Here is a 14,499-nt window from a genome sequence, read left to right on the forward strand (position 1 = left end):
GGTGGTGGGATCCGGGTCAGGGCCCTGCCGGACCCGTCGTGTGGGGAGGTTTCGGGATGATCGCCGCCATCGCGGGCGCGTGCCTCGCCCTGTTCCTGACGGTCGCCGCGCTCGTCCGGCTGCGCGGCCGGTGGCCGGTTCCCGGGACGATCGGCCGGGTGCTGCGGTGGACCGGGATCGCGGCGACGGTCGGGATCGCGGTCGCGTTGCTGCCCGTGACGTCGGCCGACAGCGGCAGCGCCACGGCCTACCTGCTCGGGGTGCCGCTGGTCGCCGCGGTGGCGGTCGCGGTCGCGGACCTCACCGGCCGCGCGGTCGGGTTCGTCACGACGGTCGCGGCACTGGTGGTGGCGGTCTGGGGACTGGTGCTCGGCCTCGGTCCCGGCTTCTCCTTCGTGCTGCCCGCGCTGGTGTTCGGGATCGCGGAGCTGACCTCGGTGCGGCCACGCGGCCTGACGGCGTCGAGCACCTGAACTCCGACGCGCGAGCCGTGAGGTGGCTCGTTCCCGGTCGTCGCGGTATGCCGGGTGGATGACGTGGTGCGCAGGGCAAGGACCTGACGACCACGCCGACACCAGGCGCGCGAGTGCCGACGGCGGCTCGTGCGACACCGCAGAGGGGCGAGGACCGACCCGGGCGAGGCCGTGGTCTTCGCCGCGGTGGTGTCGTCGATCGCGGTGGGTGACTTCGGGTCGCCTCGCCGGGCCGTCGGTCGCCGACGCGAGCGAGGGGCCGGTTCCGGTCGTCACGTCAGCGCATCGGCTCGCCGGTCGTCGCGGAGCCGGTCGCGGTGCAGGGCGGGGGTGGGGCCGGGTGTGGCGTCGGCGAGGCCGGTGAGTTGTTCGCGGGCGCAGTCGACGCTGCTCACGCGCGGCGTCCAGGCGAGTTCCGTGCGCGCCCGCGTGGTGTCGATCAGCGGGGAGCGGGTGCCCACGTCGAACCACCCCGGTGACATGCCGATCGCCCGCAGCCGCCACAGCAGTTCCACGGCCGTTCGCATCACGCGCCCCGGCACCGGTACGGCGCGGGCGCTCACCACCCGTGCCAGGTCGGCCGCGGTCAGTGTGTCCGCTGCGAGGTTGAACGCGCCCGTGGCGCGACGGTGCAGGATTCGCACGATCGCGTCACCCACGTCGTCGGCGTGCACGAGCTGCACCAGCAGCGCCGCGGGCAGCGGGAGCAGTGGCACCCGGCCGGCGCGCAGCAGCCGGATGAGCCACTGCGGCACCAAGGGGTCGAAGAACAGGGCCAGGAAGCTCGCCGAGGCGGCGCTCTGCGCGACCAGGGTCGGGCGCACCACGGTGACGACGATGTCCGGGTTCTCCCGTGCGAACCGGTCCACGGCTGCCTCGACCTCCGCCTTCCCGGTCCCGTAGACCGAGCCGGGCACGCCGGTCGTCGGCCACGTCTCGGGCACCGGCCGATCGGCCGCGGGCTGGTAGGCGGCGATGGAGGAGGCGTGCACGAGGTGCGGCACCCCGGCCCGCCGCGCGGCCGCCAGGACCGCCGCGGTGCCCTTGTAGTTGGTGCGGTGCAGCCGCTCGCCGTGCCGGACGGGCTGGAACATCCAGGCCAGGTGGACCACGGCGTCCGCGTCGGCCATGACCCGGTCGAGCACGTCGCGGGCACCCTCGTCCCCCAAGTCGCACGCCTGCCACACCACCCCGTCGAAGACGCCGTCCGCGGGCGGGCGGCGGCACAGGCCCACGATCCGGTGGTCCGGTCCGTCCGCGGCCAGGGCGCGCAGCACGCCGATGCCCACGTTGCCCGAAGCCCCGGTGATCACGACTTTCACGACACAGCACCTGTCCGATCGGGTCGATTGCCGTCGATCGCGGCTACCCGTCGGACCGCGCCGCAAGCTCACGTCACCGGATCGGGGACGCTCACGCCCCAACCGACCGCCCGTTCGAGGGTCGTCGGCGCCACGGCCACCGGGTCGTGGACCAGGCGGTGCAACCGCTGTCCAGCCCGCCGGTAGAACCGCAGCTGCACGCGCCGCCCGAACCACCGCCACCCCCACCGCATCCACCACGGCGCCCGCGGGTGCAGTTGCGAGTGACTGCGCGCGACGAACTCGACTCGACCGGTGGCGTGGTGCTTGACCAGCGCGTAGTCGACCCGCCCCCGCTCCAGGTGCCCCTCCAGGGTCTGGTAGCCCCAACCCCAGGTCGTCCGTTCCGCGGACGTCTCGTCCCGCACACCGGTCACCCGCACACCCATCAGGAACCGCAACCCGGGCAACCGCGCCTGCAGCAGCATGTCCCGCCCCGGCAACTGCGAACCGGGCTCGTAGTAGGCGCGCACGATCTCGGGTGGACTGAACTCGTACCCGGCCACCAACGACCGGGCGCGCCACCACAGCCCACCCTCCACCGGCGGCCCCACCGCCTCGCGTCCCAGCTCGTGCCGGTGCACGTCGAACGTCCACGCAGGACGCCGGACCTCCGCCGGGTCGTAGTTGAGCCCGCGATCCCGGAGCGCCCGCAGCAACACCCCGACGTCCACCTGACCCGACCGGACCACCCGCACGACGACTCCAACCTCCGGGGACATCCCGTGGACTACCCGCACACGCGCCGCGGACACGCCGGTGCCGACCGCCCTCATGACACGGCAGTGTGATGGGGCGGGGTCGACGGTTGGCGGATCCGTGACGGGCTACCCGTCCGGCGACGAGCGACCACGAGCGGGGGACGGCGGACATGGCGAAGCTCTACAACACCGCGGCGGTGTCCCGGAACGGTCGCGTGGAGGTCGACGGCGCCGAGCCCACCGCGCTGCCCGTCATCCAGCCGGTCGAACTGGGCGGCAGCGGTGGCGGCTGGAACCCCGAGCACCTGTTCGCCGCGGCCCTGGCCACGTGCGTGCACCAGAGCCTGGTCCTCCTCGCCTCGTCCGCAGGGCACGACACCGAAGGCAGCACCGTGCGCGCGGAGGTGACGCTGAGCGGGCACGACGCGCAGCAGTACGACCTCGCCGCCCGCCTGGTCGTGGAACTACCCAACATCACCGACCACGAACAGCGGCGCACCCTGGTGGACCGGGTCGCCCGGCACTGCCCCCTGGCCAACGGTTGGGAGATGTCCGTCACCTGACCTCAGGGACGCTCACCGCACGGCGGAGCCGAGGTCCGATCGCCCGGCTCGGATCTTCGCGGTCGCACGCGTGACGCGAATCCCGCGCGCAGTGCCGGCCGGGGGAACGGGGACGTAGGATCTCCCGGCCACCGCCAAAGTGAGGAATGCTCATGCCGTCCAGGTCCCCCGATCCCGTCACGTTGGAAGCCGACGCGCGTGCTCGCTGGGGATCGCTCGAGCCGGCGGTCTGGACCGGCCAGGACAGCGACGGCCGTCGGCTGGACATCGCCCCCGGCGAGCTGCTCGCGCCGATCCTGCGACGCGTCCGGCTGATCGCCGCCTCCGACTCGCTGTGCGAGGCGGTGGTCGCGCACCTGGCCGCCGCCGGCGTGGACGCCGAGGTGGACCGGGTGCGCGCGAACCCCCGGGTCCACGACGACCTCACGGCCGACGGACGCGGCCCGGTGCAGGTCATGGCGTTGCGGGCAGGGGACAAGGTGGTGCCGCTACGGCCCGGCGGCACCACGGTGACGATCTGGCCACCGGTGGAGGGCACCGAACTGACCGGCGAGCCCCTGGCCGAGATCACGGTGACCGCCGACGCGGACCGGTGGGTGCCGGCGGCTCGCATCGCCGACGCCCTGAAACCCCACCTGAGCTGACACCCACCCGAGGCGACCGCCCGTAGTGCCGGCGGACCGGGTTGCCGAGGGGGCCGGTCCCTCGCGGAGGGCCGGCGACGCACGGTGCCGGTCGGGGCGGCGAGCGGTTCCCCGGGTGAGCCCGGTCACTCGGATGGCTAGGATTTCCGGAATGCCGACGGCCCGCACGCTCGCCGAGACCTACCGGCACTTCGGCGAGGTCGACGCCGCCGGAACGCTGTACGAGCGCGTCGCCGTCGCGTTGAGCGAGTCCCGGGAGGCGTTGCGCGCCGTCGAGGCCTCACCCGCGCGCAAGCGGAAGCCCGCCCTGGTCCTGGCCGCGTTGCACGACCTCGCGCTCGCCGGACGCGCGCCCGCGCTGGCCGCGGCCTACGCCGCCGGGGATGGTGACGCGGCTGCCGCCGCGGCGGTCGACGCCCTGTCGCGCCTGACCGACGCGGTCGTGGACATCGCCGCGCGCCGGCGACCGCGCCCCGACGAGACCGGGCGTTCCGCCGTGCTGTACCCGGCCATCGCCGAGGCGGCCCGCCGGGTGGGCGCGACCTCGGTCGGGTTGGTCGACGTCGGCTGCTCGGCCGGGTTCAACCTCACCGTCGACCGCGTCGGCATCTCCTACAGCGACGGGCGCACGTTGGGCGACCCGGCGTCTCCCGTGCGGGTGTCGGGCCGGGTGGTGGGCGGTCGGTCGGTACCGACGTGGCCGATGCCCGGGGTCGTGGCCAGGATCGGGATCGACGCCGACCCGATCGACGTGGCCGACGCGGACGACGCCCGGTGGTTGCGCGCCTGCGTGCCGCCGGACCGGCCGGAGCGCCGGGCGGCGCTGGACGCGGAGCTGGCGCTGGCGGCGTCCGCCCCTCCCCTGCTGCTGCGGGGTGACGCCGTCGAGGTGCTGCCGGACGCCCTCGCCCGGGTGCCCGAGGACGCGCTGCCCGTCGTCATCACGACGTGGGCGTTGTCGGGCTTGTCGCCGGAGCACCGGCTGCGCTTCCTGCACCGGCTGGACGAAGCGGCGACCGGGCGACCGGTGGCGTGGGTGTCCGCGGAAGGGGTCGGCGTCGCACCGGCCGTGCCGACGTTCGGCGACCGGCGCGCGTCCGGGCACAGCATCCTCGGCGTCGCGGTGTTCGGCCACTCGACCGCGCACGTCGAGGCGGTCGGCCGCTGCTGGTCGCAGGGCCGCTTGCTGGCGTGGTTGGCGGACTCCTAGTCTCGGTCCCGCCGGTTTTCCTTGACGGGACGGGGAGTCGCGGGTGGGACGGGACGACCGGCCGGTGGCCGCCAACCAGGTCGGCGGTGACGTCCTCGGGCCGAGCGTGCAGGCCGGGGTGATCGAGGGCGGCGTCCACATCCACGTCGGCCCGCCGCCGGTCGCCGACCCCGGTGGGCTGCCGGGCGGCGTGGTGTCGTTGATGAGCGCCCAGGTGCGGGCGGCGCACGAGCTGCCGTACCGGCTGCCCGGGGCGCGGCGACCGTCGTTGGCGACGGTGTACGTGCGGCAGGACTTGAGCACGGGCGCGGAGGAGGCGCACGCCGAGGCGTCCCGGCCCACGCCGATCCTGGACGGGCACGGGCGGCTGGTGGAGGCGCCGCGCCCGCCCGCGCCACGGGTGGCGGTGCGGCCACCGGCGCGGGCCGTGGAGCAGGCGCTGGACGGTGACGACCACCTGCTGATCACGGGCGGTGCCGGCCAGGGCAAGTCGACGTTGTCGCTGCGGCTCGCGGCGGACCTCGCGGCCGGGTGGTGCGGCGAGGCGGGCGGCCTCACCGTGCGGGAGCCGGTGGTGCCCCTGCGGTTGACCGCGCGCGAGCTGGCCGCCCGGTTGGACCTGCCGTTCTCGCAGGCGTTGGCGGACAGCGCGCAGGCCGAGTACGGGGCGCTGTTGCGGGGCCCGGTCACCGCGGACGTGCTCGGTGACCGGGTGGCGGGTCGGCGGTGGCTGCTGCTGGTGGACGCGCTGGACGAGGTCGCGGCGGCGGCGGACCGGGACCGGCTGGCGTCCGTGCTGGCCGCGTGGGCGTCCGCCGGGCCGTACCGGATCGTGGTCACCACCCGGCCGGTGGAGGGCACGGCGCTGGCCCCGTTGCACCGGATCGGAGCGGCGCGCTACGAGCTGCTGCCGTTCGACGCCGAGGCGCTGCGGTCGTTCGCGCGCCACTGGTTCGCCGAGGAGGGCGAGGAGACCGCGGACCGGTTCCTGCGCCAGATCCGCGCGGCGCACCTGGACGAGCTGGTCCGCGTGCCGCTGCTGGCGACCATCGCGGCGATCGTCTTCGCCCGCCGGGGCGACCTGCCGCTGCCGGACAACCAGTACGAGCTGTACGAGGCGTACCTGGCGTTCCTGCGGTCGGCGCGGACGTCGACCGGCCCGTTCGAGGGTGTCCGCGACGGTCTGCTCGAGCACCTGGGCCGCACGCGGTCGGAGACCGACACGTCGCTGGTGTCGGCGGCCCGGACGTGGGTCGCCGGGCACGTGCCCGCCGTCGCGCTGCCGGACGACTGGCACGAGGCGTTGACGACGTTCCTGGTGTCGGTCGGTCCGCTGGTGATCCGGGGCGAGGACCTGCGGTTCCTGCACCACAGCTTCGCCGAGCACCTGGCCGCGACGTCGCTGGCCCGTGAGTTCCCCGAGCGGTTCACGCCCGAGGACGACGGGGTCGTGCGCACCGTGCACGCGGCCCGGCCGAAGGAACGCGGCCGGTTCGCCCGGTCGGTGCTGCTGCACTACACCCGCCTGCGCCCGACCGAGGCCGACCCGCTGGTCCGGTGGCTGCACGGCGGTGACGCCGAAGCCCACCTGCTGGCCGCGCGGCTGCTCGCCAAGCGCGTTCCGGCCGGCCGGGAGGTGGTCGACGGGTTCCTGACCACGGTGTGGGGCTGGGCGATGACCGCGCAGCACCCCGGCTCCGACATCCTCGCCCACGCCGGCCGCGCCACCCACCACCCGGGCCTGGCGGACTGGCTGGTCGCGCTCATGCGCACGGGCACCGCGCCCGCCCACTCGCGCACCGAGGCCGCCTCGGCGCTGGCGACCCGGCTGCGCGGTGGGCACAGCGCGGAGGCCGTCGGCCACCTGACCGCGATGGTGGACGACCCGTCCGCGTCGGTGTCCGAACGCCTCGCCGCCGCGGAGGCGCTGGCCGAGTGCGGTGCGGCGGAACGCCGAGCCTCCGCCCGCGGCCTGCGCGCCGTGCTGGCCACCCCACTGGCCTCCGGCTACGCCTGCCGCACCGCCGCCGTCGTGCTGGCCGCCTTCGGCCCGGCGGAACGGGCGTTCGCGGTCGACGCGCTGACCCGGCTCACCACCGATGACGAGACCCCGCCGGCCGACCTGGTCGAAGCCGCCACCGGCCTGGTCGAGATCGGGGCGGAGTTCCACGAGCACGGTGCCGACGTGTTCCGCGCCGTGCTGCGCGACCCCGTCGACAGCACCACCGGCCGCCGTGACGCCGCACTGGGCCTGGCCTCGCTCGGCCCGGACCACGCCACCGAAGCCGCCGAGCACCTCACCGCCCTCGTCACCGAGCAGCGCCGTTCCCTCTACGACCGGGCCACGGTGGCCCACGCCCTCGGCGAACTCGGGCCGCAACACCGCAGCGCCGCCGCCACGCTGCTGGTGGCGATGCTGGAGCAGCCCGGCATCGACCCCGGGGAACGCTGGCACTGCGCCACCAAGCTGGGTGACCTCGGGCCGGAAGCCGCCGAGACCGCCGCCACGCACCTGCGACTGGTGATCGCCGACCACCGCACGAAGGCGAACGTCGCCACGTGGTGCGCCGAAGCGCTGGCCGAGCTCGACCCGCGGCACCGCGAGGAGGCCGCGCACGAGCTGTGGCGGGTGGTCGGGAAGTCGTACAACTCCGAGCTGGACCGCACGATGGCGCTGTCCACCCTCGCGGAACTGGACGAGCCGCACCGGGCGCGGGCCGTGGAGCTGCAGCGGCAGCGGCTCCTGGACCCGAGCCTGACGCCGGAGGACCGCCGGGTGTTGGCCGATCGGCTGGCGCGGTCAGGACCGCGGTTCCACACCGAGGCCAAGGCCGTCATGCTCGCGGTGGCCCGGACGCCGACCGACACCGGGGTGGCGTTGCGCGCTTGGCACTCGCTGCTCGACCTCGACGCGGGACACCAGGTCGAGGCGCTGGACGCGTTCCTGAACGCCGCGCGATCGGTGGACGAGCACGTGACCGGCTTGTTCGACAGCGCCTCGACGTTCGCGACCTCGGACGCCGACCACGAGCGGATCGCACGGGCCCTGCTGCCCGTCCTGGTCGACGCCGCCCACAGCTACCGGACCCGGCCTTCGGCCGCCGAAGGCTTGGTCAAACTGGGTCGACCGTTCCACCGTGCGGCGGTGGAGGGCCTCTGCGAGCTGATCCGCTCAGCCACCGTCGTGGACTTCGACTTCCCCCACATGGTGATGGGCGCACGTGACCTCGGCGTAGCCCATCGCGCCGCACTCGCCGGAACGCTGCGCGAGGTGCTGTCGCGGAAGTGGCGCACGGCGGCCGGGACGTTGCGCGTGGTGAAAGCGCTGGACCGGCTCGGCTCCGGCGACGGTGAGGACGTGGTGGCCGCACTGCGGTCCATCGTCTTCGGCGGCACGGCCGACGCGCACGTCCGCGGTGAAGCGGCCGTCATGCTGGCCCGGCTCGTCCCCGGCGACCGCGAGCGCATCGTCGCCGGGATGCCCCTGACCCGCGAGGCGGTCCTGGGCCTGGCACGTGGCGGGACCGACGTCCTGCCCCGGCTCCGGGAGGTCGTGGCGGACCGCGACGCGCTCGGCGTGGACCGGGAGTCCGCCGCCGTCCTGCTCCACGACCTCGTCGTCACCGACCGGGAACGGGCGCTCGACGTGATCCGACGCCGTGCCGACGACGAGTTCCTGGACGTCGCCGCCCGCTGTGACGCCCACCAGAGCTGGTCCGCGTGCGACACCGGCGCGGTGGAGCGGGCCGTGGCGTTGTACCGGCGGGTGATCGGGTCGCACGAGGAGTTGCCCTGGCGGCGCCACCTCGCCGCGGGCCGGCTCGCCACGGCCGATCGCGAACTCGCGGGCGCCGCGCTCGGGTTCCTGCGCCGGTGCGCCGACGACCTGTCGATGACGGCGGACGAGCGCGCGTGCGGTGTGGAGTGGTTGGTGTGGGCGCGGCGTTCGGCCGGTGACGAGGTCACCCATGTGATCGGCGCGCTGATCCGGCAGTCGCAGGCAGAGCGGGTGCCGCGCCTGGTAGCCCTCCTGCCCAGGCGGGCGCGGACGGAGGTGGAGCGCGTGTTGCTCGGGGATCGGTCGCTGCCCGTGGAGCAGCGCGTGCCGTCAGCCGACTTCTGGGACGACCTGCCGTTGGCGGCGGAGGCGGAGGCGGAGGTCCGGGACGCGCTCGCCGCGCCGGAGACGTCGTTCGGGGATCGGGTGGCGGCGGCGGTCGCGTTGGGCGGGTTGTCGACCGACCTGCTGCCGGAAGCCGGGCGGGCGTTGGAGGCCATGGCGGCGTCACCCCGGGCGCGGGAATCCCTCGCGCGGTTGACGCCCGGGTCGTGGCGGCGGGTGGTGGACGAGGCTGTCGGTGAGGTGGTGGACGACGCGCTCCCGAGCCGGGACCGGGTGCGGGCGGCTCGGCTCGTCGTCGACCTCACCACGGCGCTGCCGGAGCCGGTGGCGGAGTTCCTGCGCGCGGTGGTCCGCGACCCGCGCACCTCCGGGCGGGACCTGGTCGGGTTCCGGTACGCGTTGCGGCACCACGACGGCCTCGCGCCTCTGAGAGCGATGCGGGAGGACGAGCGGCTGCCGTCCGCGGTTCGGTTGCAGGCAGCCGCCAGGCTCGTGCCGCACGACGTGGACGACCGGGCCGCCGCCGCACGCATCGCGCACGCGATCGCGACCGACCCGGCGCAACGCCCGGTGCTGCGCCGGCGTGCGGCGTACGAGCTGGCGCGGCTCGGGGCGCCGGGCCGGGAACGTGCCACCGAGGTGTTGCGCTCCCTGATGGTCGACGAGACCGTGCCGACCTCCGTGCGCATCCGGTCGGCGCGGACGCTGATCGAGCACGCGCCGGTGGCCCGGCGTGCGGCGTTGGCGGCCCTGCGCGGGTTGCTCGGCACGCCGAACCCCCTGCTGCGCCGGAAGGCACTGAAGGCGATCGGGTTGCTGGAACCGACCGAAGCGGCGCTCGGGCTCCTCGCCCTGGCGCAGGACGGCAGTGCATCGGCGGTGGCGCGGACGCGGTGCGCGGAAACGGCGGTCGGTCTGTCGCCGGACGCCCGGGAGAGGGCGGCGGGGCGGCACGGGCGGTGGCGCGCGACGAGGCCGTGCCCCGGCACGTGCGCCGGCACGCCGCCGCGAACCTGGCCCGCTGGAGCGAGCTGTGCCGGGAGGAAGCCCGGTCCGTGCTCGCGGGGTAGCCTCGGGCATCGGCACGGCGAACGGAGCAGGGGCCATGAGCGGTGAGCGGGAACCGGTGATCGACGCCGAGATCGTGGCGTACGAGGAGCCGCCGCCGGTGGTGCCGTCCACCGGGTACACCGAGGACGGCGTGCCGACGTTCGAGCACGTCCGGGACCGGATCGAGAACCGGGTCGCCACCAGCACGGGCTCGGCCGAACTCGCCGACGCCATCCCCGAGGCCCAGGCGGTCGAGGACCGGTTCGAGGCGCGCCGGCAGGCCGGCCTGGACCGGCTCGAGGAGATCCGCCGCTCGATGCGCGGCGACGCCTAGCCGCGGCGGAACGGCTGCGCGCGACCCCGTACCGGGTCGGTCCGAACGGGGTGACCGGTGGGTCGCGAGTGCCTAGGGTGCCCAGGGTCGGTTGACGACCTCGACGGATCCTGGGGGATCTCGGATGAATCGCGCGTCGCACCGGGTGGCCGTCCTCGCCGCCGGAACCCTCCTGTTCACCGCGGCGGTCGGCGGCGGGGCGGCTGCGGCCCTGCCCACGCGGGCCGGGTTGCAGGCGGCGCTGGACGTCGTCGTCGCGGTCGGTGCGCCCGGTGCGTTCGCCGGGGTGGTCGACGGCGACGGGCGGTGGCACGGGCACAGCGGGGTCGCCGACCTCGGCACCGGCGGTGTGCCCGATCCGCGCGGTCGGTTCCGGGCCGGCAGCGTCACCAAGACCGTGGTGGCGACCGCCGTGCTCCAGTTGGTCGGCGAGGGCAGGGTCGGGCTGTCCGACCGCGTCCAGGACCGGCTCCCCGGCCTGCTGCCCTACGCCGAGCCGATCACCGTGCGCCAGTTGCTCCAGCACACCAGCGGGATACCGCAGACCGCGCGCTGGCGGAGCCTGCCCGAGATCGACACGACGCGGTGGGACCACCGGTCGCCCGGCGAGACCATCCGGCTCGGCACCGAGGGCAGGCCGCTGTCCTTCCCGCCCGGCCAGGGCGTCGAGTACGCCAACACGAACTACGCGATCCTCGGCAAGCTCGTGGAGCGGGTCACCGGCCGGCCGCTGCACCACGAGCTGCAACGGCGGGTGCTGGACCGGGCGGGCATGCGGGACAGCTACCTGCCGTACCGCTACCCGCACGTCGACCGGCCGGCCGGTCGCGGTTACGAACGGCTGCACGGCCCCGACGCGGCGCCGACCGACGTCACCGACTACGAGATGTCCCGGTTCTGGGGTTCCGGCAACCTGGTGTCCACCGCGGACGACCTGAACCGCTTCTTCCGCGCCCTGCTCACCGGCAGGCTGGTGGGCGCGGCGCAGTGGGCCGAGATGCGCACGACCGTGCCGAGCGGGATCCCCGGCCTGGAGTTCGGCCTGGGCCTGATGCGGATCCCGCTGCCGCCGGGCTGCGCCGCGCCGGAGATCTGGGGCTTCAACGGCTCCGTGCCCGGCTACCACACGTGGACCATGCACTCCCCCGACGCGGCACGGCAGGTCACCGTCGCCGTCACGACCAACCTGACCTCGACGGCCGCCCAGGACGCCGCGCTGCAGGTGGTGTTCGCCGGGTTCTGCGGCACGACCGCCACGTCGTTGCCGGGAGCGGGCCTGCCCGGCTGACGCCGCCGGTTGTCGTACCCCGCTGCTACCTTGCGCCGCGAGCTCAGGCGACGTGAGGGGAGCACCCGTGGCAGAGGTGGCACTGCGGTCGGTCGAGGACGCCGACCTCGACGCCTTGTTCGACCAGATGCGTGACCCGGAGTCGGTCCGGATGGCCGCGTTCACCGCCAAGGACCCCGACGACCGGGTCGCGTTCGACGCCCACATGGCGAAGTCGAGGACCGCGGACGACATCACCCTGCGGGCGATCACGCTGGACGGTCAGCTCGTCGGCAGCATCGGCTGCTTCGTCGTCGAGGGCGACACCGAGATCACCTTCTGGGTCGACCGCGCGGTGTGGGGGCGCGGGATCGCCGGTCGGGCCCTGGCCCTGTTCCTCGATCAGGTGAAGGTCCGGCCGTTGCACGCCCGCGCCGCCGGCGACAACGTCGGCTCGCTCGGCGTCCTGCGCCGGGCGGGGTTCGAGGTCACCGGCACCGAGGTCTCCTACGCGGCCGGCCGGGCCGCCGACGTCGAGGAAGCGATCCTGCGCCTCGACTAGGACGCGGTCAACAGGTCACGTCCCGCGCCGTCGCCGTGCCGAGCAGGTGGTGGTCGGCGGCGGTCCGGGTGCAGTCGTTGGCGTGGTAGACGCCGTGGCCCGGACCGTCGAACGTGACCACGTGCGCACCCCTCGCCTGCCGCTGCACGTTGCGCGCCCACGCGTAGGGCGTGGCCACGTCGTAGCGGCTGGTCAGCAGGAGCAGCGGTGGCGCGTCGTCGACGTCGAGGCGGTGCGGCGGGTTCGACGGGCGGTCGGTGAAGCCGAGGCACGTGGTGGCCTCCTGGTGGCCGAGCAGTGTGCCGCGCGTCGTCGGCGCGGCGCGCAGTTCGGCCCGGCGCAACGCCCGGTACTCGCCGAAGTCCGCGAACCGCAGCGCGAAGTCCTGGCACACCACGGCGTAGCGCAGCGAGTCGTAGTTCGGTTCGAACGCCAGGCGCGCCCCGCCGACGTCCGCGATGAGCGAGGCGAGGCTCTCCCACGCCCCGTCGCGGATCTCGTAGTACGCCCACGCGATCAGCTCACGCCGGCCGAGGCCGATGGCGTCGGCCCGGTCCAGGGCCTGTTCCCAGGCCGCGTGGACGTCCTGGCCGTGCAGCGCGCACGTGGTGTTCTCCGCGCACCACGTGACGAACACGCCGAACGCCTCCTCCACCGCCCGCGCCCGGTCCACCACGAACCGGCGCAGGTCGACGCTGTGGTCGATCACGCCGTCCAGCACCATCGAGCGCACCCGTGCGCCGAACAGCTCCGCGTACTGCTGGCCGAGCAGCGTGCCGTAGGAGATGCCGTAGAAGCTGATCCGCCGCTCCCCCAACGCCCTGCGGACCGCGTCCAGGTCCCGCGCCGACCGGGCCGTGTCGACGTGGTCGAACACCGGGTGGCGGGCCCGGCAGTCGTCGCGCACCGCGCGGTTGTGCTCGGCCAGCGCCGCGAACGCCGCCTCGTCCGCCGGGTCGTCGTCGGGCTGTCGCGCCATGAGCTCGGACGAGCAGCGGATCGCCGAGCTGGCGTTGGTGCCCAGCTGGTCGAAGCCGACGACGTCGAACCGGGCGCGGACCCGCTCGCTCAAGTAGGGGGCTCGGGCGAACTCGGCGCCGGAACCGCCGGGGCCGCCCGCGTCGACGAACAGCACGCCGATCCGGCGCGACGGGTCGGTGGCGCGGACCCGGGAGACGGCCAGGTCCACCGCCGGGCCGCGCGGGTCGGCCCAGTCCAGCGGCACGGCCACCGTGCCGCACTCGGCGGCGGGCTGGTCCGGGCACGGCTGCCAGGCGATCGTGGCGGCGTGCGCCTCGGGCGCGACCACGAGCAGGCTCGCGGTCAGCGCGGTGACGAGCAACGTCCGCATGGAGTCCCCCAACCGTGAGCGGAGGCGTGCAGTCTGGCGAGGTCGGCGCGCCGGACGCAACCCCTGGTTCCCACCGGTCGAATCCACATGTCCGCACACCGGGCGGACCAACGCACGCCGCCGGTTCACGTCCGTGACCACTTCGTTCACGTCCAGGACCGGCCCGCGATTCCCAGCGCGGCCCGTTGACCGGGCGTTACGCGGCTCATAGCACCCGAAGGGGAAATGGTTTTTTCGTCCTACGGCGCAATGAAGCGCCAGGGACCACCGTGTCTTCCACTGCGGCGGAATTGTTCTACCTACGCCACGGAGGCCCTTATGCGCGTGAAACCCATGATTGCCTGCGTCGGCCTGTTGGCCGGCGCGGTGGTGGCGGTGGCGTCGTCCACCGCACGGGCCGCGACCGCCCGGTACGAGGCGGAGAGCTCGCCCGCGGTCCGCTCCGGCTCGACCGACTCGGACTGGACCGGGTACACCGGCAGCGGGTCCTGCAACGGCACCGACTCCACCGGCGGCTACGCCGAGTTCACCGTGACCGCGACGGCGGCGGGCACGGCGACCCCGGGCGTCCGGTTCGCCAACGGGGCCACCACGGCCCGACCGGCCACCTTGGCGGTCAACGGCTCGACGGTCCGGTCGCCGTCGTTCGAGGGCACGGGCACGTGGTCGACCTGGGTGACCAGGACGTTCAGCGTGCCGGTGGCCGCCGACGCCGGCAGCCGCAGCCGCCCGGCGGGCTCGTCGGCTGGGCCGCGCGGGCGGGTGGCACGACGGGCGGCACGACGGTCACCGTGAGCACGTACGCCGACTTCCGCACGCAGGCGTGACGCGAGCCCGGCCAACGTGATCATCCAGGACCT

12 protein-coding genes are annotated in these 14,499 nt (G+C 74.7%); 9 read left to right on the forward strand and 3 right to left on the reverse strand.

The features are described from left to right. Positions 1 to 56 precede the first annotated feature (56 nt). Entirely contained in the window at positions 57 to 473 is a 417-nt protein-coding gene (locus FHX81_RS04750) for a hypothetical protein (RefSeq protein ID WP_141975390.1), read from the forward strand. Positions 474 to 745: 272 nt separating this feature from the next. Here the strand turns inward: FHX81_RS04750 and FHX81_RS04755 are convergent, their stop codons facing one another. Then, positions 746 to 1,795 carry an NAD-dependent epimerase/dehydratase family protein gene (locus FHX81_RS04755; RefSeq protein ID WP_170231929.1) on the reverse strand — a complete coding sequence of 350 codons (1,050 nt, stop codon included), beginning with the start codon at positions 1,793 to 1,795 and terminating at the stop codon, positions 746 to 748. Between the two features lie 68 nt (positions 1,796 to 1,863). Continuing rightward, on the reverse strand, positions 1,864 to 2,532 hold the full coding sequence (locus tag FHX81_RS04760) for a DUF1990 family protein (protein ID WP_170231930.1): 669 nt from the start codon (positions 2,530 to 2,532) through the stop codon (positions 1,864 to 1,866). A 173-nt stretch (positions 2,533 to 2,705) separates the two neighbouring features. Here FHX81_RS04760 and FHX81_RS04765 point away from each other — a divergent pair, with 173 nt between their 5' ends. The 7 genes from FHX81_RS04765 to FHX81_RS04795 all read left to right on the forward strand — a co-directional run bounded on the left by FHX81_RS04765 (position 2,706) and on the right by FHX81_RS04795 (position 12,288). Continuing rightward, positions 2,706 to 3,098, forward strand: a complete 393-nt coding sequence (locus tag FHX81_RS04765; RefSeq protein WP_141975396.1) for an OsmC family protein — start codon at positions 2,706 to 2,708, stop codon at positions 3,096 to 3,098. 152 nt (positions 3,099 to 3,250) lie between these two features. Further along, positions 3,251 to 3,742 carry a hypothetical protein gene (locus FHX81_RS04770; RefSeq protein ID WP_141975398.1) on the forward strand — a complete coding sequence of 164 codons (492 nt, stop codon included), beginning with the start codon at positions 3,251 to 3,253 and terminating at the stop codon, positions 3,740 to 3,742. 151 nt (positions 3,743 to 3,893) lie between these two features. Further along, complete coding sequence (locus FHX81_RS04775; RefSeq protein WP_141975400.1) at positions 3,894 to 4,952, forward strand: DUF2332 domain-containing protein; 1,059 nt, start codon at positions 3,894 to 3,896, stop codon at positions 4,950 to 4,952. 43 nt (positions 4,953 to 4,995) lie between these two features. After that, the gene (locus FHX81_RS04780) at positions 4,996 to 10,191 is read left to right on the forward strand and encodes an NACHT domain-containing protein (RefSeq protein ID WP_141975402.1); all 5,196 of its coding nucleotides are present in this window, start codon (positions 4,996 to 4,998) and stop codon (positions 10,189 to 10,191) included. After that, positions 10,181 to 10,459, forward strand: a complete 279-nt coding sequence (locus FHX81_RS04785) for a hypothetical protein (protein WP_141975404.1) — start codon at positions 10,181 to 10,183, stop codon at positions 10,457 to 10,459. Before FHX81_RS04780 ends, FHX81_RS04785 begins: the two co-directional genes overlap by 11 nt. Positions 10,460 to 10,583: 124 nt before the next feature. Further along, on the forward strand, positions 10,584 to 11,747 hold the full coding sequence (locus tag FHX81_RS04790) for a serine hydrolase domain-containing protein (RefSeq protein WP_141975406.1): 1,164 nt from the start codon (positions 10,584 to 10,586) through the stop codon (positions 11,745 to 11,747). A 67-nt stretch (positions 11,748 to 11,814) separates the two neighbouring features. Beyond that, on the forward strand, positions 11,815 to 12,288 hold the full coding sequence (locus tag FHX81_RS04795; RefSeq protein WP_141975408.1) for a GNAT family N-acetyltransferase: 474 nt from the start codon (positions 11,815 to 11,817) through the stop codon (positions 12,286 to 12,288). A gap of 7 nt (positions 12,289 to 12,295) precedes the next feature. Here FHX81_RS04795 and FHX81_RS04800 read toward each other — a convergent pair whose 3' ends face one another. After that, positions 12,296 to 13,639 carry an alpha/beta hydrolase gene (locus tag FHX81_RS04800; protein ID WP_141975410.1) on the reverse strand — a complete coding sequence of 448 codons (1,344 nt, stop codon included), beginning with the start codon at positions 13,637 to 13,639 and terminating at the stop codon, positions 12,296 to 12,298. Positions 13,640 to 13,957: 318 nt separating this feature from the next. On the opposite strand from FHX81_RS04800, the gene FHX81_RS04805 reads away from it, so the two are divergent. Then, a complete protein-coding gene (locus FHX81_RS04805) occupies positions 13,958 to 14,434 on the forward strand; it encodes a carbohydrate-binding protein (RefSeq protein ID WP_141975412.1) in 477 nt (158 codons plus the stop codon). Positions 14,435 to 14,499 lie beyond the last annotated feature (65 nt).

The organism is Saccharothrix saharensis, assembly GCF_006716745.1.
In the GTDB taxonomy this organism is placed as follows: Bacteria; Actinomycetota; Actinomycetes; order Mycobacteriales; family Pseudonocardiaceae; genus Actinosynnema; species Actinosynnema saharense.

What these genes read in the sequence shown, in the direction of transcription:
- FHX81_RS04750 (WP_141975390.1), top strand. Translation starts at nt 57, where the DNA reads ATGATCGCCGCCATCGCGGGCGCGTGCCTCGCCCTGTTCCTGACGGTC.
- FHX81_RS04765 (WP_141975396.1), top strand. Translation starts at nt 2,706, where the DNA reads ATGGCGAAGCTCTACAACACCGCGGCGGTGTCCCGGAACGGTCGCGTG.
- FHX81_RS04770 (WP_141975398.1), top strand. Translation starts at nt 3,251, where the DNA reads ATGCCGTCCAGGTCCCCCGATCCCGTCACGTTGGAAGCCGACGCGCGT.
- FHX81_RS04775 (WP_141975400.1), top strand. Translation starts at nt 3,894, where the DNA reads ATGCCGACGGCCCGCACGCTCGCCGAGACCTACCGGCACTTCGGCGAG.
- FHX81_RS04785 (WP_141975404.1), top strand. Translation starts at nt 10,181, where the DNA reads ATGAGCGGTGAGCGGGAACCGGTGATCGACGCCGAGATCGTGGCGTAC.
- FHX81_RS04790 (WP_141975406.1), top strand. Translation starts at nt 10,584, where the DNA reads ATGAATCGCGCGTCGCACCGGGTGGCCGTCCTCGCCGCCGGAACCCTC.
- FHX81_RS04800 (WP_141975410.1), bottom strand. Translation starts at nt 13,639, where the DNA reads ATGCGGACGTTGCTCGTCACCGCGCTGACCGCGAGCCTGCTCGTGGTC.
- FHX81_RS04805 (WP_141975412.1), top strand. Translation starts at nt 13,958, where the DNA reads ATGCGCGTGAAACCCATGATTGCCTGCGTCGGCCTGTTGGCCGGCGCG.